The sequence below is a fragment of the Pseudoalteromonas sp. A22 genome (assembly GCF_018141345.1).
In the GTDB taxonomy this organism is placed as follows: Bacteria; Pseudomonadota; Gammaproteobacteria; order Enterobacterales; family Alteromonadaceae; genus Pseudoalteromonas; species Pseudoalteromonas maricaloris.
The window spans coordinates 3,932,912-3,958,968 of the sequence record NZ_CP047238.1; the positions used below are offsets into that span (position 1 = coordinate 3,932,912).

Below are 26,057 nucleotides of genomic sequence, written 5' to 3' on the forward strand. Positions count from 1 at the left end.
AACAAACTAAATGATTTGCGGGGGCTCGCCCCCGCTTATTTGACAGCAATCTTCAGCGATTATCTACAACTCATACCAAACACTAAACCAGACACGGTTTTCATTAGCCATGTTACGCCCCTCAATGCGACCCACTCCAGCATTAAACTGTAAATCGGTTAATCCTGCAGGAGCAAAATCAGCGGCCTTGTCTAATATCACTCGAGACAAAGGTAAGCGCATCTTAATACCGTAATTTTGCCCAATAACTTCTCCATCTAACTGATGCTGCTTATAAAATAACTTAGGTTTGCCCTGCTGCCATGACGTTGCAAATTCATAGCCTAAATAGCGGCTTCCCGTTGCAAATAGATGCGGCAACATAGGTTCGCTGACAGCGTGTAAACTGTTACTAATGCTAGTGCTGGTAAGTGATCCACCACCCAAAGATAAAGGCAATTCGCTGCTGTAGCGGCTATCGACCGATGCATAGAATGGAATTTGCCATGCTTTAGCGAACAAACTCAGCTGATAATCAAAACCATCTAATTCACCTAGCCACTGAGCTGCAGAGACTTGCAGTGCTACACCATGCTGCTGTGTATCCCACATTGCACGACCGTTAAAGCCGTAGCGCCCGCCGCTCCATGTCTTTTCACCATGTTGCACACGAATAACCCCCAATTTAGGAGCGAGGTAATTCAATGCTTCACCAAAACGATAGCTAGATGACAAAGCAAATTGCTTAAAGCTGTTTTCATTCGAGGTATTTGCTTGTAGCGAGTGAGACTGCTTATCCGCTTCTAGCTCTTGATATCCAGCATCAAACGTTGTTTTCCAGTTTTCATGACGATATTCGAATTGGGCGAATGCACCCATCAACGCGCCATTATTGATACTTTTCTCGACTCCAAGCTGCCAAGCAAGTTGGCGCAGCACATCCTGCCCTTTTAATGCCACGCCCAAACTATCAAAAGAGGCGCTATTTAATGCGCCTGATAAGGCGACAGAATAAGACTGTTCGAACACAGAATAATCAGAGCTGGGCAGCGCGGTTTGATCTATCTTAGCCGCAGGTAATTGATGAGGATGCAGCTCTTGTAGCTCAGCCTCATCCACTTGCTCCAACACACTCACGGTGCGCCAAGCCGGAGCAACTATTTTGTTAACCTTGACCCCTTCAGGGGTCGCATAGCTCACCAGTAACTGCTGTGAATGGGTAATAATTTGCTCAAGCGGTTTAGCACTCACAGGTAAGGTTTCAAGTATTTTACTCACCACGTCATACCGCATCACCGCTAAATGGCCTGCGACTCCAGAAATAAAGTACAGCTTGTCATCATCATGAGACCAAGTTAACCCCGAAAGGTATTGATGTGACTTGGGTAAGTAGACGATTTCGGTTGTATCATGGCTAAGATCTTTAACAACAAGTTGCCAGCGTTTGTTAGGAGTAACATGCACATAGGCTAATGTCGTCTTTTTATTAGAGAGCACAGGAAAGTCATGGACATCCCCAAGCTTGCTTGTGGTGATCGGCGCTTGCTTGCCTGAGTCCAACTCTATGGTCACTAGCTGTGAGTAACCCAAACGAGACACCTCCGCAATAATGGTATTAGCATCAACAATACTAAAGCGACGAATACCCGCGCCTTCGGTTAGTTGCTTCGGCTTTCCAGTACCAATTTTCCAGACAAACAAATCATTGATAAAGGTATCATCTGCAGCTGGCGTTTTTGCAACGAAGTAAATATGACTGTCATTCAGCCATTGAGGGTAATAGATACCAGCAAAATTGTGAGCATCAAGCTGCGCAAGTCGCTTTTTTGGAAAGACTTCAGGTGCGATATCCACAATATCTTTAGGATCGGCATTTAATATCGCTTCGTTGCGCTTATTAAATTGCTCAATGGCTTCTACATTTTCTTTGTTTTCGTAGATATTGAGTGTGACTTGGCGTTTGCGATTTTGCTCCACCACCAAAAACTGACTGCCATCTGGAGAGAATGCGATATCTCGAGCAGCATATGCGAACCGCTGCCAAAGCTCACTCTGTGTCGGAACCAAAGCCAGCTCTTGCTGCATAGCCTGATAGCTATATTCAACAACAAAGCGACGATATAACTGGCTGGCTGGCGCTCCAAAAGCACCACTAAATGCGGTTTCAAAACTGCGAGATTCCACCGCCTGCACTCTTGTCCACACGGCATCTAGCGTCTGTGCACCATAATTATCCTCAAGCCAAGCTAGAAAACGTACGCCTACTAAGTACGCCATGGAATTGGAAAGGTAAGACTTGTCGCCATTATCTAAAGCGCTATAGGTCGGTAATGCGCCTTGCTGCGCGTAATAACGCACAATGCTCTCACTGTAGTTATCGTACAAACGTCCTCGCCCCGTTAATCTAGACTCCAGCAAGGTAGCATAGCCTTCGCTGACCCAACGCGGTAATACCGCATCGAGCAAGTCGGTAATATCGTGCCAATCTCTGAGATGTTGTCGCCATTGATTACGGCTAGGCTGTGATAGATGAACGAGATGAATATATTCGTGCAAAATGAGCAACTGCTGCCAACTGGTGTTATTTGCGATGACGGAGTCAGCTTGAGGCGGCGTTGCTTGCAGTGCCATCATTGGTTTATCTGTGCTGGGTAATGCAAAGCCATTGGCCGTATTTTCTGGATCGTAAATAATCACATCAGCACGTTCACTCAAGGCTCTACCTTGTTGTGCCAGCACTTTATCTCGCACTACTTCCAGCTCATTTGCTGCAGAATACGCCCATTGCTGAAGCGCCTGAGGATAATGCACATTGAAGTTTTCGGTTTTAATGGTTTGCCACTTTGCCTGTAAACCAAAGCTAGTAAAAGCAACAAAAATTATCAGTAGCGCTCGCATTACCTTTCCTATATAAATCCGGTGGCGCTAGCTTAACAAGAGATGTAAAGAAAAAGTGTGCTTTTTAGTAACAATTTCTTGCGCACGTTACACCTTAAAACGTCTATTTTGAGGCAAGCAAGATCTGCGTTGCTCTAAATGCGCGTAATTTTTCAGTGCTTTTGTGGCTGTGCAAGGGTGATAAACAAGCCAAGTACCCCAAGAGATACTGCAAACACAAAAAATACCACGGTTGAACTCAACCCCGCCTGCCATTTTGCCGCGGCAATAAAACCCGCGCTCAATAACACCGCCAGTTTTGCCTTGGTGTGCGCGTGTGGTTTGAATGATTTGGAGTAGCTATACGCCATAAAAATAAAGCCGCTGGCCAACAGATAAGTGACTAACATGGTAGCTCCTTGCCAAGATTTTGAAGGAGCTTTAATTACATGCTAATGATAATTATTATCAATAAGGTAAAGTGATTTTTATCAATCCTCCTGAGCCTGTGTTGTGACAACTCAGTTGTCCATCGTGTAACTCTACAATGGTGCGGCTAAAGGTTAAACCTATTCCCTGCCCACCTTCTTTGGTGGAATAGAAAGGTGTAAGCATGTTATCTAGGTTGGCAAAGCCCGGGCCATTGTCTTGTACACCAATCACCGCTTGTTGCTGCTGATAATAAGCATGTAGTGTCAACTTAGCATTTTCACCACTGGCCTCAATGGCATTTTTAACTAAGTTAATCAGCACTTGCTCAATTAAGGCTTTATCGAGATGGAGCGTCTTCACGGTGCAATTTACTTGGATGTCGGTATCCTCAAATAACGCAGCAACAGAAGACAGTAACAGCATGATGGAGACTGACTCCCGATCAAGCCTTGGGGTTTGCGTAACTTTGGCGTATTGGCTCACAAATTGTTGTAAATGCTGGCAACGCTGACCTATTACACTTAGCGCATGCTGCTCTTTTTCGTCCTTTGCTCTTGCTAATAAGGTTTGCGCTAGGGAGCTGACGGGCGTCAAACTGTTGTGGATCTCATGACTTATTACTCGGATTAAGTGTTGCCAAGCAGCCAGCTCCTTTTTACGTAATGCCTTAGTAATATCGAGTGCAACAAGTAAAGAAAACTGCTTACCCTCTTGAAAGAATTCACTACTTTGTAGCTGCCACCGAGATTGCTGCGCTGTATCTCCAAAATGCCAGTGATTATCTTGTTGCACCAGCCCAAACTGAGCCGCACTTATTCCCTTACACTCTAACCAAGGGCGATGATAAAGCGACTCAAATGCACCATTGGCATAGGCAAGTTTGAGCTTATCATCAAACATCATAATAGGCGTATTAAGGCTGTCTATTAGCTGATAAATGATAAACTGCTGACTATGATAGCGGCGCTTTTGACTGTGCAGCTGTGCACTTAAGGCTAGCAAGCGCTGTTCAAATTCAGCCACCACGCCCGCCGTATAATGTGGCTTAATGGTTTGAGTAAAGTCACTTTGTGCAATCGCTTCTAGCTGCCAATTAGCACGCATGGCAATACGTTTAAGGTGAGACAACAGTATTTTCTGTAACCCGCCCAATAACCCCAATACACTCACCGATACGACAGCCACCCACATTACCCCAAGCTGTAATTGCAGAAGCAGTAAAGTCAGTAAAACCGTACAGCTAATGGTTAACAGCGTACAGTAGGCCCCAAGCCGCCACTCGGCGCTAGCCAGATGTTTTAAGGCCATATTTTTCCAAACGCCGATAAAGAGAAGAAGCCGTGAGCCCTAGTATTTTAGCGGCTTCTGCGACATTGCCTTGAGCCCGTTGCATCGCCTGCTCCACCATTTCTTGCTCCACTTGTTGCAAAGTCTTGCTTGGCATATCACTGGTCACTTTAGGTGCGGCGGTAAAGCGTAGTTGGCAGTCACTGAGCTCAATCTGCAAGCCCTCTGCCATTAACACGGCACGCTCCATAACGTGACTTAACTCACGCACATTGCCGGGCCAAGCGTGTTCAATCAATGCGGCTTTAACCGCTGGGCTAAGTTCACGAATTGGCTCACCATACTGCGCACAGAATTTAGCGACAAAATACTCAGCCAACGGCACGATATCGCCAAAACGCTCGGCAAGCCTCGGCACTTCAATCACAATTGTGTTGATGCGGTATAACAAGTCTTCTCGGAACTCACCGGCTTTCACTAAGTCGTTAAGATTGGTGTTGGTTGCGCAAATAAGTCGACAATCCGCTTGTTGTGTCTGACTGCTACCCACAACTTCATAACTGCCATTTTCCAGCACCCGCAGTAATTTTGCTTGTAAAGGAAGTGGAATAGTCGCCACTTCATCCAAAAATAATGTGCCCTGCTTTGCCATTGCAAAACGACCAACACGATGCTGCTTTGCATCTGTAAACGCCCCTTTGCTGTGACCAAACATCTCACTTTCGAACAAGGACTCTGGCACCGCGCCCATATTCACTTCAACCCAAGGTCCTGCTGAACGATTAGATTGTTGGTGTAACCACTGAGCTAAATGACTTTTCCCCGCGCCACTTGGCCCAGTAAGCAGCACCCGAGCGTCGGTTTTTGCTACTTTAGCAAGCTGCTTATATAAAGATTGCATCGCCTGAGAGCGCCATTGAAACGCGCCGCGCTCGCTGTGTTTTGCTACGCTATTCGCTTGCTTTAATGATATTTTGAGTTGTTGCTGCACGGCTTGCAGTAGCTGCTGATTGTCCCACGGCTTTTCGATAAAGTCGCTCGCACCAAGCTGCATTGCAGACACCGCTAACGCGACATTTCCCCAACCGGTAATACAGATCACAGGCACATTAAGATTGGAGTCACGTAGCCAGCGCAAAAAGTCCAGCCCTTCATTGCCTGAAGTGGTATCTCGGGAGAAGTTCATATCGAGCAAAGCTAATGACACTTGCTTAGCGGTGAGCAGTGGCTTGGCAAGCTCTAAGGTTGCCGCCTCAATTACATTGAAACCTTGATCTTCTAAAAAGAATACGGCGCTGAGGCGTACTTCGGCGTTATCATCGATAACCAGTATTGTGGGCTTTTCCATAGGGAGAATTTTTATTGTTATCGGGTTTCAGCGGAGCATAGTGTGCTCCGCGAATATAAAATTATAACCAATGGATGATTGTACTTAGGGTATGGCTTTCACCTGGTGCAAGTTGCACGGCATCGTCCATTACGTTACAAGCTTCTAAGCACAACATCTTGTGGTATTCATCATCATTAAAGTTGCTTAAACGCTGTGATTTTTCAATCCATGGGTTCCAAAGCACACAAGAAGTTGAGTTTTCACGTTTTACTTCAATAATGCCCGCCGGAGTGTTGATGGTTTGTACTGGGCTTGCTTGGGTGTATACCATATCGGTTTCGCGGGCAAAGCCAACCACTTCGGTTTGCTCAAATGGACCTTCATCAAACTCGATATATTTCGCGCCTTGTAGCCCGTCTACCGTGGTATTACTGACTTCTGGCGTTGGGAAATACGTATGTAAGGCTTGCGTTAACGTAAATGGCGCATCACCAGTATTGATATTGGTCAGCCGCACTTCAAGCTTGTCTGATAACACAAATTCGACCTCTAATTGTGACGTGTGTGGCCAGTATTGCGCTTCAACTAAGGTCATCGGTAGTGTGAGTTTAACGGTAATTTCATCGCTTTTTTCTTCAACGCTGTGTGCGCGCCAAAGTAGCTTGCGAGCAACCCCATGAATTGGCCAATCCGCTTTGCTATGTACGCCAAACCAAGGCCAACAGATTGGAATACCACCGCGTACTGGTTTGCCTTCAAGGTAATCTTCCGCCTCAGAAACCCAAATTAAATTGCCTTTTCCTGCTGGTGTAAACTCGGTAAGTTGCGCGCCCTGTAAAAAAATCTTCGCTTGGCAAAATGCACTGTCGACCCAAATATACTCAAGTCCGGACTCGGTGCGCTCGATTGAAACTGAAGGTGATAATTCCATGGTGATTCCTACGTCAACTCAATGATATGCCTACCTTACCACTTAAATACTACGAGTAAACTGTTATCCATCCAATTTGAAAGTTATTCAATTATACCAATGCGGTAGCACCGTGAGAGTGTTGCTCTCACGGTTTATAGAACTTGAGGGTTGGGCTAAAACTATACTTTAAATTTGCCCACCAGCTCTGTGAGCGTGCTCGATAATGAATGTAATCTCACGCCATTTTGATTGGTATTCACAGCGATATCACTCACGCTATCCGCAGCATTTTTAATTTCCACCACGTTGCGATTAATGTCTTCAGCAACATGTTGCTGCTCTTCAGCTGCGGTGGCGATTTGCGTGTTAAGGTCGCTAATATTGACAATCGCTTGGGTAATTTCACTAAATTGTTGTTGCGCTGAGTTTGTCAGTTCAACCGTTTTCTCCGTGCGCGTTAGGCTGCGCTTCATTTCTCCCGACACCATTTCTGTCATTTTTCTAAGTTTATCAAGCTGAGAGGCAATTTCTTCCGTCGATTCAGAAGTACGCTGCGACAACGCGCGTACTTCATCAGCCACTACAGCAAAGCCACGGCCATGTTCACCTGCCCGTGCCGCCTCAATTGCCGCATTTAACGCTAAAAGATTGGTTTGTTCTGCTATGCCTCGGATCACGCTGAGTATCGACATAATATTTTCGCTTTCGGTGTCAAGCTGCATGATATCTGCGGTTGCCTTGTTGATCACTTCAGATAATGTTGTGACGCTCTCGACAGACTCTGTGATCACCCTTTGGCCCAGCTCAGATGCTTGCTGAGTTTGTCCGGCCAGCTCAGCCGCATTGGCGCAGCTTGCCGCCACTTCGTTTGCAGTTGCCGCCATCTCATTAATTGCGGTGGCAGCCATTTCAAGCGCTTGCTGTTGTTGACTGGTAGCGCCCGTGAGCTGATCAGACTGCGAAGCGGTTTGTCGTGAGGTTTCATTAACTTGCTGTGCACACTCATTAATTTGCGTCACCAACTCAGCAATGAGATTTAAAAACAAATTAAAACTCGTCGCCAGTTTGCCCGTTTCATCCTGAGCTTTAATGTCTAAACGCTGCGTTAAATCACCGCCGCCTTGCGAAATTTCAGTTAAGCCATCACTCACTTCTACAATGGGCGCTGAAATCAACTTAGAAATATAACTTGCTAGCAACAAAAATACGGTGATCAGGACGGCACTTAAAATCAATATCGTCAGCGTCATCGCATTGGCTGCAGCCATTACCTCACCTTTTTCAACTAAACCAATAAACTTCCAGCCTAATTTGGGTGCTGTATAGATGTTGGCAAAATAGTCTTGCCCGTTAATTTCAAGCTCAAATAACCCATCTTTATTTTGAGCCAATTCGCGATAGCGGCCGTTCGCAATGTCTGCCAACTTTTTAAATCTATGTTCGGAGAACTTGGCATCGACCAACACATTTCCGGTGTCTTCCACTAGCATCAAATAGCCAGTCTCGCCCAACTTGATATTGCGGATGATTTTGGTCAACCCTTGTAGTGACACATCCATACCTTGGACACCCACGGTTTGACCATTGGCAGTAACCGCTTTTACCGTCGACACAATCACCATATCATCCGGCGCCCAATAATAGGCGCTGGTGCGGATCGTCTCGCCATTTCCTGATTGCCCCGTTTGATACCAAGGACGCTGCCGAGGGTCATAGTTTGCATTCACTTCACCTAGAGGCCATTGAATATAACCACCTTGCTGATTTCCCATGTAGATATAGGCAATGCCGGGGTGCGTGTTACCAAAGTGCTCAAATAACGAATATGCTGCTTGCTCTGTTTTACTTCCAGCTTTCGAATTAAGTCGAGTGGTGCTGGTTGAATCCATATAAGTTTTCACGTCTTGCTGCGCACTCAAGACCTGAGCATGGGTTGCTAAATAGTCTACGTTTTTTGCAATTTCATCAAAAAACATCTGGATACCATTCTCAACCTGTAGCGCCTCTCGATCACTGAGCTCCGAGAAAGTCTCTATCCCCTGCTGCCTAGTTTGACTGATAATAAGCCCCGCGATGATTAACAAAGGAAGCGCGATTGCCGTTGCGAAAGACAGCTTTAATTTTTGCGATATATTCATGAATAAACACCATTTCACAGATAGTAAAAATATAGTGAGGGTTAGGCTATTGGGCAAGAATGACATACAAATGTGATCACTTGTTCGTCTTATATTCATCTTCGGTATGGTTAAATGTTGGGTAACTTTGAGGTCAGATAGGCCGCAGTGTTACTATAGATAATTCAATCAAGGATCATAAAATTTATCTGCTTTCTGCAATGATAGCTTTGGTGGTCTACAATTTGTAAGAGGTTTTTGCGCTCAACTATTTAACAACGGGACAACTATGTTAAAACTTTCAACCATCTCACTCGGATTAGGTCTAGCACTTTGCTCTAATTCAGTGCTTGCCGAAAACTCAGAAATTGACGCGTTAAAGCGCCAATTGGCTGAACTTCAGAAGAAACTCACGCAGCTAGAACAAAAAGAGCAGGCGCGAGCACAACAGGAAAAAATCGCTAAGGCTGAAAAAGCCGAAGCAAAAGCTGAAACTAAAACTCAAGTTGCAGCAGCTGAAACAAAACCGACCATCAAAGTCGGCGGCGCGATCAGAACAAACTACAGCCATACGTCTTATGACGATGACAACAAGAACCGTGGCGGCGATTTTGACTTCGATATTTTCAGGTTGAACTTCTCTGGCAATGTCGGTGGCTTTGGCTTAAATGCCGAAATCCGCTTTTTCGACTATATGACTGCGGTAAAATACGCTTACCTAGACTATGACTTTGCCGACCATTGGCAAGCTCAGGTTGGTATGACTAAAGTACCTTTTGGTAACTCACCTTACAATTCGCACAACTGGTTCTTTAACACTACCTATTATATTGGTCTTGAAGACGACCACGATATGGGGGTGGTATTTAAACGTAAAGTGGCGGACAACTGGCAGCTTGATCTTGGCTTTTTCAAAAATGATGAGCTAGGTGGTGTCGATGGTTATGTGGATGACCGCAGCGATCGCTACTCTTATGACGTGGTAGGTTTCCGTAAAGCGGGCGATGGCGTTTATGACGACCCAACGCAACCAATCGGGGAATACAACACCTTTGTTGGTCGTTACGCGTATCATATTGAACACAACGGTGGCACCACTGAAATTGGCGTCTCTGGTCTTGCCGGTGGCCTTCACGATGGTAATGACCGAGCAGGTGATTACAACGCGTGGGCACTACATTTAAATAGTAACATTGGCCCTTGGAACTTACAGCTACAACACGGTGAGTACCAGTACGATATTGATGACGTAAACCGCATGGCGGTAGGTGCTTATGCGTTTTATGATTCCATCGCAGCAGAAGCCACCATGTCGAACTTTAATGTAGCGTACAACCTGCCAGTTGAGTTCGGTCCAATTACCGATCTGCAATTTTATAACGACTTCGGTATTATTTACGACAAATCCGATAACACCGAAGACACTTGGATGAATGTCACAGGTGTCTCACTCGCTGCGGGTGCATTCTTCACCTATGTTGATTTAGTTCATGCGAAAAACCAGCCGTTTATTGGTGGTTCAATCGCAGGCGATAGTGACGAAAGCGAGCGTCGCTTCAACATTAACTTTGGTTATTACTTTTAATCTAAGGGATTAATTTTAGATATTAAATGAAAAAGGCGATGCGCTTGTTGGCGCATCGCCTTTTTATTACCTTATTTTCTGTAATACCAATAAGACCAACGTTAGTTTGTGGCTGCTCTCCAACCTAGGCGCTCCGCTTCAGCGGCGGCAAATTGAGGTAAGTCTGCGGCGATAAATTGTTTGTGTAGTATTTGCACACCAAGTAAATGATTGATCACGGCATCTAGTTGCACTTTGAGTGAATCATCGGCGTCTGGCGATTCATGTAATTCAAATAGCGCATTTACCGCTTCAAAGTCTAATAAACCTGCGGCTTCTACAGCTTGTCTAGACAAGTATTTATCAGCCAGCACGCGCATTGCCGCCCATTTTTTCTTATCCGAGTGCGCTGGCGGTGCCATAAAAGCAAACTTTTCTCGTTCATACAGCACTTCTGGCAGCAGCCCTTTCATCGCTTCACGTAACACATACTTTTCTTTACGGTCTTTAATGCGATATTGCGGGGGAATGGTAAAAGCAAACTCTGCGAGGTGATGATCCAAAAAGGCAGGCCTTGCCTCCATCGAATTAGCCATGTCGACCCTATCACCGCCCCAAGTTAATATTTGTCCCTCAAGCATGGTTTTAATCCATACATACTGGGCTTTATCGAGTGGATGACGGGACTCCAACATGGCATCATCTAAAGTCTCAGCGATTGCTTTGCCTGCATCATAACCCGTGAGTAGCTCTCTGTGTTCGGCGGCAACGAGTTGATGGGCAAAGTGACTGCATGACAGCCAAGGCTGCAAACAACTTGGTGTGAAACCAACCACTTCATCTAATGCCGCACTGTCGTATTGCTCACGGGAAAGCATAGCCCCCTTAAACAACTTATTGCTGTCTTCCAGCATGGTTTGCCACTGGGCTTTTTCGGTGTCATCAAGTTCATCTAAGCCATATAAAAACAGGTCTTTTCTAAATGCAGGATAACCCGCAAAAAGCTCATCGGAGCCCTCTCCGGTCATCACAACTTTATAATTAGACTCGTTAACTTGCTGACTCATCAAATACTTAGCAACACCAAGCGTGTTATAAATAGTTCGCTCGGTATGCCATAAGGTTCGCTCAAAATGGCCATATAGCTCGTCACCGCTTAACGACATAATATGATGATCGGCCTTGGTGGCTTGTGCCATCTGTTTTGCAATCGGCGTTTCATCGTACTCTGCACTATCAAAGCCTATGGTAAAGGCCTTAATTGGTGCTTGTGCTGCGGCCGAAGACAGACCCAAAATAGCACATGAGTCTATGCCACCACTTAAGTAACAACCTACCGGGACATCTGCGGTGAGTCTCAACTGCACTGCTTCTAGCAGCTGTTTGCGCACGCCATCAATATAATATGCTTCATCTTTGCTATTTAAATACGCTTGCGCCGTCGGAAAGTTAACATCCCAATAAGGTCTATCTTCAATGCTAAAACCTTGTTCGCTTCTGGTGATACTAACAACATGTCCAGGTTTGATTTGATGCACATTCGCAAATGCCGTGCTGCCGGGCACCATGACTTGGATCAGTTGATGAAATAGACCTTCACTTGAGAATTGGCGCTTAACTTTAGGGTTGGCAAACAGCACCTTCAGCTCTGAGCCAAACACAATTTCGTCTTCTGTTTGGGTGTAGTACAAAGGTTTAATACCAAAGCGGTCTCGCACTAAGTGTAGTGTATCGGTTTGTTGGTCATACAACGCAAACGCAAACTCACCGCGCAAATGCGTCAGCATCTCATCAAGGCCAAGCTGCTGATATAAGTGCATGGCAATTTCTGAGTCGCTTTTACTTTGGAACCTTGCCCCTTTTGCTACTAGCTCAGCTCGGATCCGCGCGTAATCGTAAAACTCGCCATTGTGCGCCAACATTAGGCGCTTATCAGAACTAATAAAGGGCTGTCGCCCCCGTTGCTCGTCGAGGTCGATTATCGACAGTCTGGCGTGACTAAATCCCACGCCAGCCATTTGTTTATAGCCAAAACCATCAGGACCACGATGATGTTGAATGGCTGCCATGTTTACCAATAATTGATTATCTATTTGTGTTTGCGCTTGCGTTGAAAAAATACCAGCAATTCCGCACATAATATCTCCCTAAATCACATCCATCACAGTGCTGGCGCGCTGCACCATACAGGTCAATAAGGCTTGGCGTAAAAAGACGGCACCACGTGCCTGACTAAAATACCAATTGTGTGGCGTGGCATCTAAACTGGTGCACAACTCTTCACCTCGAGCCAGAGGATGAAGCACTATCGCATCAGGCTTAAAGGGGGAATCCGCGCTCAATTTAAACGACTTTCCATAGGTTTCGAAGCTTTCACCAACCCATGCAATGGAATTGATATACACCACATCAAGCTCAGGTAAAACGGCGTTCAAGTCATGGCCGATAGACACCTTAACCCCCACCTCCTCTAGCTGGGCTAATTGCTCGCTCGACACCGCTTCCTCGACACTCTCGTCGTAGAGCAGGAATATTTCGTCCACAATGCGCGGAAAATGCGTAAACATTTTCAACAGGCTACGTACTGTACGCATTTGACTCGGCACGCCAATCACACCAATTTTTATAGGACTAAAAGCTTCACTCTCAGGGAGTAATAACGACGGCCGCCATTTGAAGATAGTGTATAGATCGGACATCGCTTGTGTTGGGTGCTCATCAATGCCATTACCAGCGTTGATAATTGGGATCCGTAGGCTGTGGATCATCTCTTCAATAGACTCCACTGAGGTGTCACGTAAGACGACACAATCGCCATAATTATTGAACATCTCGGCGACATCCTGCAGCGACTCCCCTTTCGCTATGCCCGTTGAGGAGCGATCGGTGATCGACATAATGTCGCCCCCTAAGCGGTGCCATGCACTTTCAAACGACAGACGGGTGCGGGTGCTGGGTTCATAAAACGCACTGATCAAAATTTTGCCACTAAGCGGCGAGCTGAACCTTGCAGGATTACTTTCATACTTCGCGGCGAGGCGAAACAACTGGATCAGCACGTCTCGGTCAAGATGGTCGACACTGATAATGTGCTTATTCTCCAAACAATGCAGCCTGTCACCGTCTTCTTGTATCGCTCTGAGTAATGCTTTGGGGTGTGCATCCCCGTAAACATCCGGCTGCGCTCGATTAAACTCTACTTGCTGCGCACTTACCATAACTGCCTCTTTTTAAAATCAATAAGGAACATAACGACAAGGACAACAGGACATAAACAACTGAGCACTATGGCCAGCCAAATTAAACTAGAAAATGCGCCCAATGAGATCATACATCCTCCACTTTGCTTTGCGTGCCCAACGCTTGCCAATGGAATGATTGCTGACTAAAACGCCAAGCAATCACACAAATTAATAACGACACCGCACAAGAAACTAATGCGGCGACATAAAAACCAATATAAAAATACCCAATCAAACCTGATAGCGTGCCAAGCAACATAGCCCAGCCGGCGCTATTTCCCGTCATTCGCGCAAAGTACAAACCAAATACGATAGGCCAAATGGTGCTGGCGACAAAGGCGCCAGCGAAGTTCAACAAGGCACCCAACGTGGCGATTTTTGGTAAACACAAGAGCCAAGTCACTACGCCGAGTATGACAATAATCCACTTAGCACTTTTTAAGCGTTCGCTATCGCTTGCCTTTGGTTTGATGTATTGCAGGTAAATATCTTGATTGATGAGATCTGACGTTGCGGCAAGCAAGGAGTCCAAACTCGATGCCAGCGCGGAGAACACCACAATGAACAGAATGATCGAGCCGGTATAGCCGAGCACTTGGCTTGCAACCAAGGGCCCCACCATATCGGCGCTAGCAGGATACAAGCCTAAACTAGGCGCTGCCAACGCAATAAATCCTGTCACGATTGGGATCGGTAACCACAGCAAACCTGCGATAAAATACGCCTTTTTGCCCACCCCACCTTTAAATGCAAACGCCCTTGACCACCATACGTTGCTATGAAAAATTTCTCCTAAACCAAAAAAGATATTATTGAACAAAAACATCACAGCGGCAGGAAAAAGCAGGTCGAGTAGCTTAGGGTGGTCGCTACTGAGTTTTTGGTGAATTGGTTCAAGCCCAACATTCATCGCCACGACAATGGCAATTCCGACGACACCTGCCAAAATAATAATGGCCTGTAGAAAGTCCGTGGCGATCACCGCTTTTAGACCGCCAAAGAGCGTGTAGACCACACACATCAGCAGAATAATCGACATACCAAGGTGATAATCTAAGCCACTTAGGGTGTGTAGCAAAATGCCACCCGCCATGCCTAGGCTAACGAGCCAGCTCATGGCATACACGAAAGAGATCAGCAAAAAGACCCACCAAGAGAAACGCCCAAACCGCAACCGCATGAAGTCGCCACTGGTGTAGCCGTGGGGCAGTAAAGTTTTGATGCGTTGGCTTAGCGGCGCAAATAGCAACAATCCGAATGCGGCACAGGCATAGCCTATCATGCCCCAAATGCCAAACTGATAAGTGAGCTGTGGCGCAACTAAAGTGGTGTTACTGGTGACCCAAGTTGCCATCGCAGTGGCGCAAGCAAAGGCCAATCCGACATTTCTACCGGCCAACGCAAACTCATTATGTGACTGCACGCGCCTGCCAATCCACCAGCCAAAAAATACCCATAGCAAAGCAAACGCTAGGGCAAGACCGAGCGCCAATGAAGCATTTATCATACGCTTTCCTTATCGTGCGTTTGCTTATTACCCACCACAATCATCCCTACAAGCAGCACAAATAAGCACAAGCCCAATACAAACAGTGCAAGCGCCAGCGTTAACTGATGATGTTTGACTGAAAATGAGACCGACGTTTGTGCCGAGTTAGTAGAGGGATCACCTAAGGTTGCGAGATAATCACCATCAGCCAAGCCACTAATGGTTACCGCTTGTTGAGTCGGCTGAAGCGAAAGAGAGAGGGAGTAAGGTTCTGAAAGATGCTGAATGGATAGCTGTGTTGATTGCTGTAGAGGGGGACCTGTACGCTCAATGTGCAGCGTAATAAACCCAGCAGTCACGACCTCATCGCTCACCCTCAACGAGGCGGCAAGCCCATTAAAGCTCGCAGCAAGTAAGACCAAGGTTACTACTCGGGCGATCCACATCCTCATAATCCCTAACTGCGGTTATCCAAGTCCGAATTCGCCGCAAATTTTGCTATCCACATTATTCTAGTAGTAACAAAGACTAGCCCAAGGATCAAATTTGTCTAGTAAACCGCCACCCAACTTTATCTTCACTTTACATTTATTCTTTTGTTTTTATTGCTCTTTTTTGAACACATTGCAGCAGTAAATTACTTCCAGCTTCAACATCATGCCAATGACTCCATTCGTCTGGCGCATGGCTAACGCCGTTGAGTGATGGAATAAATATCAGCCCCGTGGGACACACTTCTGAAAAAAACTGGCTATCGTGACCAGCACCACTTGGCATGATTTGATAATTCAGTGACAAGGCCTCTGCTTGTTGACTAATAAATTCCACCATCTCAGGTGTGCACTTCATTGGAGACAACCAACTCACCTGCTCGTATTCAAACATTAAATGGTGTTTTCGAGCGATGGCTGAAAGCGCTTTACGACAGGCAATTTCAAGGTTCTCCATCACCGTTTCGTCCATATCACGCGCGACGATGGTGAAATCCACCTCTCCAGCAATCGTATGTGCAAAACCCGGCTTTAATTCTGCCTTACCGACGGTGATCCTTGTGGTATCTGTGCCGTCCTCTGCAATAATGCGGTCTAACTGGTAGGCAAAATCAGCCAGTCCCATAAAGGCGTCGCTGCGCATCTCCATGGGGGCTGTGCCTGCGTGGTCGGCCTTCCCAATTAATTTAACCATCCATTTAAATACCCCTGAAATCCCTTCCACCACACCAATTTGAATGCCTTTTTGATCAAGCACGGGTCCTTGCTCTATATGTAATTCAAAAAAACTATTTATTTGCTCAGGCTCTAGCCTCGCGTTCAGTGCATCCATAGGATCTAACCCTTGCGCCCGCATGGCATCGCTAAGCATACAGCCATCCGCATCATGACTTGTGAGTAATTGGTGAGGCGTTAATTTTCCAGTGAGCGCTTGCGCCCCAATCATGCCACCAAAACGCCCTTCTTCTTCACTGGTACCGATGACCCAAATCGGCCTATCTAATTGCACATTGTGCTCTTTTAAAATACGAATACACTCAAACCCCGCAATGACGCCTAAGGTGCCATCAAACATGCCACCTGCTGGTACACTATCGAGATGGGAGCCAATGATCACCGCAGGTTTTGCTGCAATATCCGGGCTGGTCATTTCAATAATCACATTGCCAGCGCCATCCATACGACTCACAAATCCTTCGCTTTGTGCGCATTCCATCAGCCATTTACGCGCTGCAAAATCCTCATTGCTAAAACCTTGGCGATAAATTCCCTTATCCTCATGGTTATAGCCGAACTCCGCGAGCGCAAATAAGGTAGACTTTAGACGTTCTAAATTTACTTGCATACTTTGCTCCTCAACGTTTCAGTCGCAACACTTCCTTGAACCTGAGATGAGATCAGATTAGCTATTTTAAACACTGACGTCCGACTGATGATCTCTTTGCTTTAGCTTAGTTGAAAATTCGCGAATTTCAGCCGCTGTGATATGCTTTTAATAATTGGCTTCAAGTTAACAATGTTGGCTCAGGTCATCGTGATGCGCTGTCAGTTCAGCACTCCCGAAATATGAGGATGCCTATGCGTAAAAAAATCCCCTTATTCAATCGTTGTTTTTGGCTTCATGTTGCTGGCATCGTCTTCGTTGGTCTCGGCTTTATCGGCATGGCACTGCCTGTTATGCCTACCACCATCTTTTTTATTCTCGCTCTCGCTTGCTTTACCCGCTCTTCTCCCAAATTAGAAAATTGGCTGCTCACCCACCCCAAATTTGGCCCGAGTCTGGTTGCATGGCGGCAACATCAGGTGATCCCTATAAAAGGCAAGATTGGCGCTGCGGTTGGCATGAGTGTTGGTTTAGTGGCTTTGAGTTTTAGTAGTGCACCAGTTTGGGTCGTATGGTCTGTCGCGATAACTGAGGCTGCCGTACTCAGCTATATTTTTACACGTCCATCAGTCATTCCTATGGATGTAAAACAGCCTCACTTATAGCAAAATAAATGCCTCTCTACTAATTAGCTAAACGCTTTAAAAGCATCATCCAGCGGAGTATGCGCGATATGATTCACGTAGTTACTCATAACCTTTTGACTTAGCGCTAAGATAATTTCCAGCAGATTTTGTTTAGTATAACCTGCGGCAAAAAACGCTTTGGTTTGTGCATCGCTCAACTTGCCACGCTCGCGCAGCATTTCAAGTGTTGTGGCACGCAGCACTTCTAGTTTCTCATCGCCAAGTGGTGCTTGCTCACGCAGTGCTTTGACCAATTCATCACTTACTTTCATTGATTTTGCGATGGCAGAGTGAGCTGGCACACAGTAGTGACATTCATGTTCTACATTAATCGCTTGCCACACCACAGTTTTTTCATCGTTATTGAACGAGCTATTTAAAAAAGCCTCATGTAACACTTGATAACCATGCAGATGCTCTGGTGATTCCGCCATGACACCATGAAGGTTCGGAATACGTCCAAATGCTTGCTGGGACTTCTCAAGTAATGGTTTACCTTTTTGCGGTGCAGATTCTACGGTATGGATTGTAAAGTCAGTCATCAGTTGCTCCTCTTGGTGCATTTTGTATTGGTATAACCTGAGATCTAACTAACCTCAGGTTAACTAACCTGAGCTGCGGATAATTAATGCCTTTCTAGCAGCCAGTTTTAGCGCTAACTGCGTTGAATTCACTTCCAATAGCCAGCTATTGGGGCGTAAATTCGCCTTGTTATCCCCAAAAACTTTCTGGCTAGATAAGGAAAAAATTTAATGTGAGCTTAAGAATAAAGAGTTAGCTCATTCCTTATCCAAACCTCAGGTTAACTACTCATCGGGTGCTAGACTAACCTTACTTGAATGATCATTCAAATAACTATTCGCTATAGTAAACACCATAACTGTCTAAATTAATATGAAATTTAATTAGCTACTGACTGGTCGGGTCAAGCCAGCAGCGTTGGGATTAAAAGTAAATTTTGTTCTTTGCGTAGTCGATAATTAGCTTATCGTCGTTGAAATTACTTAAACCCAGCAGGATAAACGGCTCGTCTTTATATCCAAGCACCTCAAACACTGGCATATCCGATAAGTGACTTTCGGTATTGATGATTTCCTTGCCTCCTAAGCTAAAGCGCAGTGATCCTATGGCCACCTTTTTAGTTGCTTGGTCGTTTAACCCGCGGCTGATGTCTTCTTCGCCCAGCGTTAATGTTAGTTTATTGGCCAAATGTGAGTTGATGTAGTTGGTTGGAGCGCCGGTATCAAGCACGGCGTCTACCTCTTCGCCATTAAAACTTGCTGTCAGCTTGATGAAATTGTTATCTATTTTAAAACTTTCACTCTCCAAGCCTTGTGTCACACTACTTGGGCAAGCCCCTTGATACAAACTCAGCTCATTATTTTTAAAATCAAACACATTACAATATTGCGACATGTATCCATGCCCCAAAATTCCAGGCAAGACGCCTTCCACATCTAAGCGGGTCATATCTTTAAATACATATGGAAGCGACTCTGCTGCTAAGTGGCCGACGCTGGTGTGGTCTATCGTTGCCAATACTAGCTCTGAGCTACCACTTGCGCCTTGTACGTCCATTTTGCTTAGCTTATCTTCTGGCAAGGCAAGTGCTGCTTTCAGATTAACCGGTAAAATACCAACATTCGCAGCACTATCTAAAATCATAGGATGGGTAACCGTATGGTTAAGCGTTGCCATCACATAGGCATGACCTTTCTCGGTGTACTTCATCGGTAAAGTGAGTGATTGTGGCGCGGTAGACGCGGTAGACGCGGTAGACGCGGTGATCCCACAGCCAACGGTGGTACATGCCAATGCTGATAAAATAATTGCTCTCATATTCTTGCTCTCAAACTGTTGATGTCGTTGTTGAGCTAACTATGCCGAGCAATTGTCAAGCAATTATCAAGTTAGTCGAGAAAACCGAAGTGAAAAGCTTGCGCCTTGATTTTCAGTACTGGTCGCGGTCAATGTCGCGCCCATCAACTCGGCAAGTTGACGGCTAATTGGTAAGCCGAGCCCCAAACTGGATGTATCGTGGCGCGACCCCTGCGCACGGTAAAAGCGCTCAAACACCTGATCGAGTTGATTAGGCGACATACCTTGGCCGCAGTCAGCAACCGTAATCACCAGTTCATTATCTTGATAACTGAGCTTTAAGGTCACAACGCCACCATCAGCGCCATATTTAAAAGCATTATCTAATAAGTTCACCACTATCTGTCTGACTCTTCCGGCATCAAGCGTCACGCTCACATCTTCTTGAATATCTGCGTCCAATTTCACGCCTCGCGCTTTGGCCTGTGCTTGGTAACGCACTAAGGTCGATGTTAACAGATCAGAGAGATTTACTCGTGTTGATGACAACGTCAGCTGCTTTGACTCGGTTAATGACAACAAACACAGGTCGTCGATAATACGGTTAACGTTGTGAAGGTCTTGGCTGATCACCGCTAACTGAGCCTTATCCATCGGGACTATACCGTCTTCCATCGCCTCCAAGCGCGAACGAATGCCGTTAAGTGGTGTTCTAAGTTCGTGAGATAAGTCGGAGTTCATTTGTTTATATTGCTGATGCAAACCTTGTAGCCAAGCCGCAAGATTATTGAAACTACTGATGATTTCACCCACTTCATCATGGCGTTTTAGCGCTAAGCGGGTGTCTAACTCGCCCGACTCTATCGCCTTAAAGCTACGTTTGAGCTGTTTAAGTGGCGACAAAAAGTACCACGACCCCAACCAAGCAAGTAATGCAGCAATAATCGATAAGATGACCAAAGTAAGCATAAAATCATCCAGCATAGCTTGCTGCAGCGCTTCCTTTTCAAACGACCTATCTAGCAACACCTTAGGCAACCAAAACAACTCACCCTGTGGTGATAACACATATTGCGCCTCATTAAATTGCACCACAAACGCCGCAACACCGGGGTGATGGATAGAAAATTGATGACCGGATTTGACCTGCTCATAGTCTATGGTGAGATCGGAGTTGAGGATCTTTACATTCGCTGTTGAGTTAGCATCTCGCCAAATAAATAGCTGCTCAGGAAAGGTTGATGCTAAAAACGTTAACGTCGCTTCTGGGCTCGCGAAGGTGTTGTCAGCCAATGCTTCTTCCACTAAGTCATCATCAAGCAATGAATGACCAAACGTTACCGCACTTTGCTTATTAAATGCTAAAAAAGTGCGCTCGGCTGAGTTTTTAGATAGTTGATAAAAGCTCCCGAGTAGCGCAAAGGTACAAAGCGCCACAAGTAAGGTAAACTTGGTTTTTAGCTTCATGAAGACACCTTACGCGCGATAAATTGATAGCCTTGCCCGTAACGAGTGGCGATAAACTTGGGCTCAGCCTTACTGTCACCTAGTTTTTTACGCAAGTTAGCCAAATGAGTATCGACTGCCCGATCCGTAATAGGCGCATCACTTCCCCATACTTGTTCAATTAATTGCGCCCGGCTAAATACTTGTTGCGGCTGCTTGGCCATGGTCAGTAATAACTCGAACTCCACCGCCGTTAACGCTGGTGTTTGCCGTGTTACCGTCACCGATTTGCTCTCAAGGTTGATACTTAAGCCATCAAACAACAAAGCGGCACTCTGCTGACCACGATAGCTACGTTTACATAGTGCCTTTGCTCGAGAGATCACTTCTCGTGGGCTATAAGGCTTACATACATAATCGTCCGCACCAAGCTCAAACCCCTCAAGACGATCAGTTTCAGACACTTTGGCGGTCACCATAATGGTAGGAATGTTGCGCGCAACGGCTTCTTTTAGTAGCTCACGGCCATCACCGCCGGGTAGCATGACATCTAAAATAGCAAGTTGAAATGTTAGGTTTTGCAGTGCCCTATGGGCATCTGGGGCGTTATCGAAATGGACAACCTGCATATCCGCTTGTGCCAGATATAAACGTAAGATCTCAGCACTGCTTGGGTCATCTTCTACATATAAAACAGTATATTGGTCAGACATAGGGAGGCGCTTTTTGTCCTGATTGTAATTATTAGATGGACAATTGTGAAGCACAAAAGTCGCGATGGCTGGAACCTATCGCGACCAAAAGACAATGAGAACAACAATGAAATCTAACTAATTTGCGCGCTGATCAAAGCTCTGATCTCACCCAAGGTGGTTTCTTTTAGTAACTCTCCATCTTCAAAAACCACTTCCAACAAGCCTTGCTTTTCTTCTTCCTCGGTCACATTGTCCTCGCAGATCAACTCACCGTTTACGCGTTCTACTTTCAGCAGTCCCTTTGCTGAGCGCTTTTTGCTGTCGGTTTTTGGCTCTTTAAAAATTGCCACACGCTGGTTGTTTTTAACCACACTAGTTGCTTTTACCGCAGAGCCATGGGTATCGCGAGTGACATATTGGTAGCTGTATGAGCCAATGCCAAGCACCACTTTGGACGCAAATCCTTTGTCCATCAGTCGCTGTAGAATTTGACGCTGACGCTCAAGGGTAATTGCATCGCCATATATTGCGCCAATATGCTCATCTAGCAATTTAAAGCCTTTATCAGTCACAGTGCCACCAAAGGTATCCCAGAGACATTCAATCAGTCCTTTTACTTCACACTCCTGCAGCTGCGTTGGGTGTGGTTCAACTGAATAGTAATTTCCCTGCCAACGATACGCTTCAAAGCCATCTGTCATTGCCATTTCTTGCGCTTGCTGCTGAGAGTCAACCAACTCGCTATATTCTGATACTGGTGAGACACAATACCCAGTCAGGATTTTCACCGGATCTCCGGAGTCTGGACGGATCACCACAGTGCCATCACGCGCCATGATCTCTGCTTTTAATTCTGGTAAATACTCGGTGACTAGCTTCCAAAAATCCCAAGTATCAGAGACCACACTGAGGATCCCAGTCGGTGACTGCTCACGCATCAAATATTGGAAAAACTCGATTTCACCTTCTTGGATCCAAGAACAGGTTACAGAGTGCTCGGTTGCATCTACTGAGCAGCCAACCAGCTCTTTGTCGACATCTGCACCATAGTACTTTTCAGCAAATAGTACCGCAGGGATAGTATCCGTCCCTACAAGGCCGGATGCGAGGTGACCAAAACCACTCATAGCCGCAGCGTGCTTACCAAACATGCCGCGAAAACTAAAATCATGACCCTGAAACGGCACGATCTCCTGAGGTAAACCGGTTTTTTGAGCAAACTCTCGGAACACTTTTAAATATGCAACTGAGGTGGTAGTGCTCGTTTGGATTGGCCAGTTTTCGCAGCTTAATACCGTCTCAATCATATTGGTTAGCCACTCAAATCCAGGCTTGGTATTGACCACAGTGATGGGCGGCACCTGATACGGCACTAAAGTCCCTTCTGGCAGCGCTTTAATCCTCAGCGGTAAATAGCCTAAGTCGTGTAGCGCCTCGAGATAACCCACATCCACCGGATAGCCCAACATTGCTGTCATGATCCGTCTATGATTTGCCACGGCGGTATGCTTGTCTGCTGCGAAAAAGTCTTGCCACTCTTCTTGTAAGTAACTTTTGATAAAATACTGCAGCCCCACAAAAGCCACTTTATCGTTATTTGCAACATTGCTTAGTTTGCCGCTGCGCGAGGTAAAGTTTGCATAAACCTCTGTCACTTCAGGGTGATAAGCGCGGCTGTGAAATTCTTTATACACGTCTTTTTGCATACTTGCTGCGGTAATTGTCATGGCTATATTCCTTATAATTCAATCATGTTGAGTTGCACATCGTGGTGTTCGAACAAGTCGCCTTTATCACGGCACGAATTAGTCGTGTAAATGGTATCGATCAGCCCACTAAAAACGTCTAATCCTTGAGAGAAAATACCGTGTGTTACGTAAAGCGCAATTGAGTTAGCGCCTTGTGCTTTTAGTACCTTAGCAAGTTCGGTGAAAGTTCTGCCACCATCGCAAATATCATCAACGATCAATAAATCTTTACCTTTTACCTCACCAAGTACTTGCGTTTGTACAATTTCACCCGTTTTAAGATTTCGTACTTTTTGTGCTTGGATAACCTCAACCTCACCACCAAAATGCTGCGCAATTTTCAGTGTTTTTTTACTCGCTCCAGCGTCTGGTGAAACTAAACTGAGTGCACCGCACTGCAACTGTCGCTGTAAAGCCGGGCACTGAGATATCAATGTCGTTTGCTCAACATTCTCCACTCGCTCAAGGAGTGCCGGTACAACGTCGCTATGTGCATCCCACACGGTGACTTTGTCTAGCGCCAGTTGATTGATAAGTGACGCCATCACTTTTGCACCTAGCGCCTCACCCGTTACGCATACTCTGTCTTGGCGCGCGTAGGGGAAATAGGGTAACACTAATTCTATTGGCGTCCGCGCCAAACAAAGTCGCTTCAATGCATCCACCGCCATCAGTAAACTCATGATATGAGAAGAATTGGTCACTCTGGCTGTGATTTGAACTTTTTCGCAATCACGGAAATCAAATGCTTTGAAACGAATATGCTCTTCCCCACCAGAGAAGGTAAATGCTTCATATTGAACATCTTTTTTGTTTCCAGAGAATTCATAACTCGTGACTTTCATAACCTTTCCTTAATAATGTCCCTAAGACACAAATAAGGTATCAAACATTTTTTGATCAATCAACAACTTTATGTCTAAAAGACATTTAATGTTTATTTTTAACATAAGGATGTTCAGTATATTTGCCATACTGACTACAATTGTTTATTGTGTCTAAAAGACACAAACTAAAAATATCATGAGCCCTGATTACGATTTAACCCAATACCAAAACCCACTGTTCACGGTAGACAGCGTGTTATTTACAATTTTGCAGGACAGCTTAAAAGTGCTGCTGGTGAAACGCGCTAACGCTCCCTTTAAAGGCCGCTGGGGATTACCAGGAGGGTTTGTTGATGTTGAGCTGGATGACAACACGGATATGAGCGCACTGCGTAAGATCAAAGAGAAAACCAGTGTTGCCCCACAATATCTAGAGCAACTTCAGGCCTTTTCTGGGATCAACCGTGATCCGCGAGGCTTTAGTGTCACCTTGGTTTATTACGCCTTGATTTCACCTCAGCAAGTGGCAACGCAAATAGACTCGGTAGATGATGTGAGATGGGTGGATCTTAGCGAGATCCCAGATCTTGCTGTGGCTTTTGACCATAAGCATATTATTGAAAAGGCCAAGGCAAGGCTGCAGCAAAAGGCGTTATATTCCATGATCCCGGTTTATTGTTTGCCTGATCAATTTACCATTGGGCAACTCAAAACCGCCATCGAAGCCATTATCGCCAAACCCATTCAGCGCAAGAGCTTGGTAAGACGCATCGAAGCCTCAAACATGTTTGAAGCACTGGATGAAAAGGTCAAGTCAGGCGGACGTTTAGCACAGCTCTATAAGCTAAAGCCTGATGTCGATATCGTGCATTTTGAGCGCAATCTGAGCTTAGGATAAATGCGGTTGTGCGGTGTTCTTTACAGAGCTATCACTGCCCCTTGCAGATAATCAAGCTCCTGACACCGCATTTGCAGTAACTCAATAAAATCTCTGGTGTAAGTCGGTGGAGTTCGTTGATTTGGCCAAAGCGCGTAGATGCTGCGTATAAATTGGCAGTCACCGATATAGCTAAATGCGGTTTGAGGTTGCGCTGCCAACGCTGCAATTTCTGTCATCGGCAATACGCCAGCACCGTTAGCCGAGCCTACCAATTTACGCACTAAGGTAATATCACCCACATAAGAGACGTGACTAAACTGTGCCAGCAGTGCTCGCCACGCATCAGTTGCAGGCAGTTGCGATGCTTTAAAGGGCAAAAACAGGGTTTGTGTAGTCGCAATTTCCTTGGCGACCACCGCTCTTACCGCAATTTGCCCCAGCCGCTTTTGATAGACGCTTGAATCATCCAGCTCCCCAACTCGGACGGTTAAATCAAACCGCTTTTGGCTGAGTAAGGCCACACTATTGGCAGGCTCCACATGCAATTGGATCTCAGGATGCTGGGCCTGAAACGATTGCAGCGCATTATACAAAGGACCAATCATTAAGTTTTGCGGACATAACAGATGGAAAGTGGACGCTTCTAGTGTTGATAGCGCCTCACTTTGCGCTTGCAAGGCGAGCAAAGACTCCGCCATTTTATCCACCACCGCCTGACCATGATTCGTTAATGTAAGTCCTCTGGCGCTACGCAGTAAGAGCGGATAACCGAGTTTCTCCTCCAGCGCTAACATCCGCTTAGATAAGGTCGGCGCGCCTATGCCAAGGTCTTCTGCCGCCTTGGCAAAACTTCCTCGGCGGCTTACCTCAACAAAGAGTCGTAAGTCATCTAGCATGGTTATCTCCGCAATC

21 protein-coding genes are annotated in these 26,057 nt (G+C 45.8%); 3 read left to right on the forward strand and 18 right to left on the reverse strand.

The annotated features are described in order from the left end of the window. Nucleotides 1–63: 63 nt before the first annotated feature. From GSF04_RS22600 to GSF04_RS22625, 6 genes are all read right to left on the reverse strand, one after another. Nucleotides 64–2,877, reverse strand: a complete 2,814-nt coding sequence (locus GSF04_RS22600; protein WP_211858854.1) for a hypothetical protein — start codon at nt 2,875–2,877, stop codon at nt 64–66. Between the two features lie 152 nt (nt 2,878–3,029). Next, nucleotides 3,030–3,266, reverse strand: a complete 237-nt coding sequence (locus tag GSF04_RS22605; protein ID WP_211858855.1) for a hypothetical protein — start codon at nt 3,264–3,266, stop codon at nt 3,030–3,032. 58 nt (nt 3,267–3,324) lie between these two features. Next, nucleotides 3,325–4,596 (reverse strand): ATP-binding protein, encoded by a 1,272-nt coding sequence (locus GSF04_RS22610; protein WP_211858856.1) that lies wholly within the window; start codon nt 4,594–4,596, stop codon nt 3,325–3,327. Beyond that, nucleotides 4,574–5,923: a sigma-54 dependent transcriptional regulator gene (locus GSF04_RS22615; RefSeq protein WP_211858857.1), complete on the reverse strand. Its 1,350-nt coding sequence runs from the start codon at nt 5,921–5,923 to the stop codon at nt 4,574–4,576. The genes GSF04_RS22610 and GSF04_RS22615 overlap by 23 nt, the downstream gene beginning before the upstream one ends. Nucleotides 5,924–5,984: 61 nt before the next feature. Continuing rightward, the gene (locus GSF04_RS22620) at nt 5,985–6,836 is read right to left on the reverse strand and encodes a D-hexose-6-phosphate mutarotase (protein ID WP_039493321.1); all 852 of its coding nucleotides are present in this window, start codon (nt 6,834–6,836) and stop codon (nt 5,985–5,987) included. 161 nt (nt 6,837–6,997) lie between these two features. Beyond that, complete coding sequence (locus tag GSF04_RS22625; RefSeq protein ID WP_211858858.1) at nt 6,998–8,956, reverse strand: methyl-accepting chemotaxis protein; 1,959 nt, start codon at nt 8,954–8,956, stop codon at nt 6,998–7,000. A 268-nt stretch (nt 8,957–9,224) separates the two neighbouring features. Between GSF04_RS22625 and GSF04_RS22630 the strand changes: the two genes are divergently transcribed. Next, nucleotides 9,225–10,520 carry a porin gene (locus tag GSF04_RS22630; protein ID WP_017218285.1) on the forward strand — a complete coding sequence of 432 codons (1,296 nt, stop codon included), beginning with the start codon at nt 9,225–9,227 and terminating at the stop codon, nt 10,518–10,520. Between the two features lie 101 nt (nt 10,521–10,621). On the opposite strand, the gene asnB is transcribed toward GSF04_RS22630, so the two are convergent. The 5 genes from asnB to GSF04_RS22655 all read right to left on the reverse strand — a co-directional run bounded on the left by asnB (nt 10,622) and on the right by GSF04_RS22655 (nt 17,066). Continuing rightward, on the reverse strand, nt 10,622–12,637 hold the full coding sequence (asnB, locus tag GSF04_RS22635; RefSeq protein ID WP_211858859.1) for an asparagine synthase (glutamine-hydrolyzing): 2,016 nt from the start codon (nt 12,635–12,637) through the stop codon (nt 10,622–10,624). Nucleotides 12,638–12,646: 9 nt separating this feature from the next. Further along, the gene (locus tag GSF04_RS22640; RefSeq protein WP_211858860.1) at nt 12,647–13,717 is read right to left on the reverse strand and encodes an aspartate carbamoyltransferase; all 1,071 of its coding nucleotides are present in this window, start codon (nt 13,715–13,717) and stop codon (nt 12,647–12,649) included. A gap of 109 nt (nt 13,718–13,826) precedes the next feature. Further along, on the reverse strand, nt 13,827–15,248 hold the full coding sequence (locus tag GSF04_RS22645) for a sodium:solute symporter family protein (protein WP_174170204.1): 1,422 nt from the start codon (nt 15,246–15,248) through the stop codon (nt 13,827–13,829). Further along, entirely contained in the window at nt 15,245–15,676 is a 432-nt protein-coding gene (locus GSF04_RS22650; protein WP_211858861.1) for a hypothetical protein, read from the reverse strand. The genes GSF04_RS22645 and GSF04_RS22650 overlap by 4 nt, the downstream gene beginning before the upstream one ends. A gap of 142 nt (nt 15,677–15,818) precedes the next feature. Continuing rightward, nucleotides 15,819–17,066, reverse strand: a complete 1,248-nt coding sequence (locus tag GSF04_RS22655; RefSeq protein WP_010606935.1) for a Zn-dependent hydrolase — start codon at nt 17,064–17,066, stop codon at nt 15,819–15,821. A gap of 233 nt (nt 17,067–17,299) precedes the next feature. On the opposite strand from GSF04_RS22655, the gene GSF04_RS22660 reads away from it, so the two are divergent. Then, on the forward strand, nt 17,300–17,710 hold the full coding sequence (locus tag GSF04_RS22660) for a YbaN family protein (RefSeq protein ID WP_211858862.1): 411 nt from the start codon (nt 17,300–17,302) through the stop codon (nt 17,708–17,710). A 23-nt stretch (nt 17,711–17,733) separates the two neighbouring features. On the opposite strand, the gene GSF04_RS22665 is transcribed toward GSF04_RS22660, so the two are convergent. From GSF04_RS22665 to prs, 6 genes are all read right to left on the reverse strand, one after another. Continuing rightward, nucleotides 17,734–18,273, reverse strand: coding sequence for a carboxymuconolactone decarboxylase family protein (locus GSF04_RS22665; RefSeq protein ID WP_088532102.1), 540 nt, complete (start codon nt 18,271–18,273; stop codon nt 17,734–17,736). A gap of 403 nt (nt 18,274–18,676) precedes the next feature. Next, nucleotides 18,677–19,570, reverse strand: coding sequence for a retropepsin-like aspartic protease (locus GSF04_RS22670; RefSeq protein ID WP_211858863.1), 894 nt, complete (start codon nt 19,568–19,570; stop codon nt 18,677–18,679). Nucleotides 19,571–19,636: 66 nt separating this feature from the next. Next, nucleotides 19,637–21,016 carry a HAMP domain-containing sensor histidine kinase gene (locus GSF04_RS22675; RefSeq protein ID WP_211858864.1) on the reverse strand — a complete coding sequence of 460 codons (1,380 nt, stop codon included), beginning with the start codon at nt 21,014–21,016 and terminating at the stop codon, nt 19,637–19,639. After that, nucleotides 21,013–21,708, reverse strand: coding sequence for a response regulator transcription factor (locus tag GSF04_RS22680; protein WP_211858865.1), 696 nt, complete (start codon nt 21,706–21,708; stop codon nt 21,013–21,015). The genes GSF04_RS22675 and GSF04_RS22680 overlap by 4 nt, the downstream gene beginning before the upstream one ends. Nucleotides 21,709–21,821: 113 nt before the next feature. Then, on the reverse strand, nt 21,822–23,417 hold the full coding sequence (locus tag GSF04_RS22685) for a nicotinate phosphoribosyltransferase (protein ID WP_211858866.1): 1,596 nt from the start codon (nt 23,415–23,417) through the stop codon (nt 21,822–21,824). Nucleotides 23,418–23,428: 11 nt separating this feature from the next. Further along, complete coding sequence (gene prs / locus GSF04_RS22690) at nt 23,429–24,283, reverse strand: ribose-phosphate diphosphokinase (protein ID WP_211858867.1); 855 nt, start codon at nt 24,281–24,283, stop codon at nt 23,429–23,431. Between the two features lie 178 nt (nt 24,284–24,461). Here prs and GSF04_RS22695 point away from each other — a divergent pair, with 178 nt between their 5' ends. Then, on the forward strand, nt 24,462–25,163 hold the full coding sequence (locus GSF04_RS22695) for an NUDIX domain-containing protein (protein WP_010376576.1): 702 nt from the start codon (nt 24,462–24,464) through the stop codon (nt 25,161–25,163). A gap of 20 nt (nt 25,164–25,183) precedes the next feature. On the opposite strand, the gene GSF04_RS22700 is transcribed toward GSF04_RS22695, so the two are convergent. Then, nucleotides 25,184–26,041 (reverse strand): LysR family transcriptional regulator, encoded by an 858-nt coding sequence (locus GSF04_RS22700; protein ID WP_211858868.1) that lies wholly within the window; start codon nt 26,039–26,041, stop codon nt 25,184–25,186. Between the last annotated feature and the right edge of the window lie 16 nt (nt 26,042–26,057).

Coding starts and splice junctions, on each gene's coding strand:
- GSF04_RS22680 (WP_211858865.1), bottom strand. CDS start 21,708: ATGTCTGACCAATATACTGTTTTATATGTAGAAGATGACCCAAGCAGT.
- GSF04_RS22670 (WP_211858863.1), bottom strand. CDS start 19,570: ATGAGAGCAATTATTTTATCAGCATTGGCATGTACCACCGTTGGCTGT.
- GSF04_RS22600 (WP_211858854.1), bottom strand. CDS start 2,877: ATGCGAGCGCTACTGATAATTTTTGTTGCTTTTACTAGCTTTGGTTTA.
- GSF04_RS22655 (WP_010606935.1), bottom strand. CDS start 17,066: ATGCAAGTAAATTTAGAACGTCTAAAGTCTACCTTATTTGCGCTCGCG.
- GSF04_RS22700 (WP_211858868.1), bottom strand. CDS start 26,041: ATGCTAGATGACTTACGACTCTTTGTTGAGGTAAGCCGCCGAGGAAGT.
- GSF04_RS22610 (WP_211858856.1), bottom strand. CDS start 4,596: ATGGCCTTAAAACATCTGGCTAGCGCCGAGTGGCGGCTTGGGGCCTAC.
- GSF04_RS22630 (WP_017218285.1), top strand. CDS start 9,225: ATGTTAAAACTTTCAACCATCTCACTCGGATTAGGTCTAGCACTTTGC.
- GSF04_RS22645 (WP_174170204.1), bottom strand. CDS start 15,248: ATGATAAATGCTTCATTGGCGCTCGGTCTTGCCCTAGCGTTTGCTTTG.
- GSF04_RS22620 (WP_039493321.1), bottom strand. CDS start 6,836: ATGGAATTATCACCTTCAGTTTCAATCGAGCGCACCGAGTCCGGACTT.
- GSF04_RS22615 (WP_211858857.1), bottom strand. CDS start 5,923: ATGGAAAAGCCCACAATACTGGTTATCGATGATAACGCCGAAGTACGC.
- GSF04_RS22665 (WP_088532102.1), bottom strand. CDS start 18,273: ATGACTGACTTTACAATCCATACCGTAGAATCTGCACCGCAAAAAGGT.
- GSF04_RS22675 (WP_211858864.1), bottom strand. CDS start 21,016: ATGAAGCTAAAAACCAAGTTTACCTTACTTGTGGCGCTTTGTACCTTT.
- GSF04_RS22695 (WP_010376576.1), top strand. CDS start 24,462: ATGAGCCCTGATTACGATTTAACCCAATACCAAAACCCACTGTTCACG.
- GSF04_RS22685 (WP_211858866.1), bottom strand. CDS start 23,417: ATGACAATTACCGCAGCAAGTATGCAAAAAGACGTGTATAAAGAATTT.
- asnB (WP_211858859.1), bottom strand. CDS start 12,637: ATGTGCGGAATTGCTGGTATTTTTTCAACGCAAGCGCAAACACAAATA.
- GSF04_RS22650 (WP_211858861.1), bottom strand. CDS start 15,676: ATGTGGATCGCCCGAGTAGTAACCTTGGTCTTACTTGCTGCGAGCTTT.
- prs (WP_211858867.1), bottom strand. CDS start 24,283: ATGAAAGTCACGAGTTATGAATTCTCTGGAAACAAAAAAGATGTTCAA.
- GSF04_RS22660 (WP_211858862.1), top strand. CDS start 17,300: ATGCGTAAAAAAATCCCCTTATTCAATCGTTGTTTTTGGCTTCATGTT.
- GSF04_RS22625 (WP_211858858.1), bottom strand. CDS start 8,956: ATGAATATATCGCAAAAATTAAAGCTGTCTTTCGCAACGGCAATCGCG.
- GSF04_RS22605 (WP_211858855.1), bottom strand. CDS start 3,266: ATGTTAGTCACTTATCTGTTGGCCAGCGGCTTTATTTTTATGGCGTAT.
- GSF04_RS22640 (WP_211858860.1), bottom strand. CDS start 13,717: ATGGTAAGTGCGCAGCAAGTAGAGTTTAATCGAGCGCAGCCGGATGTT.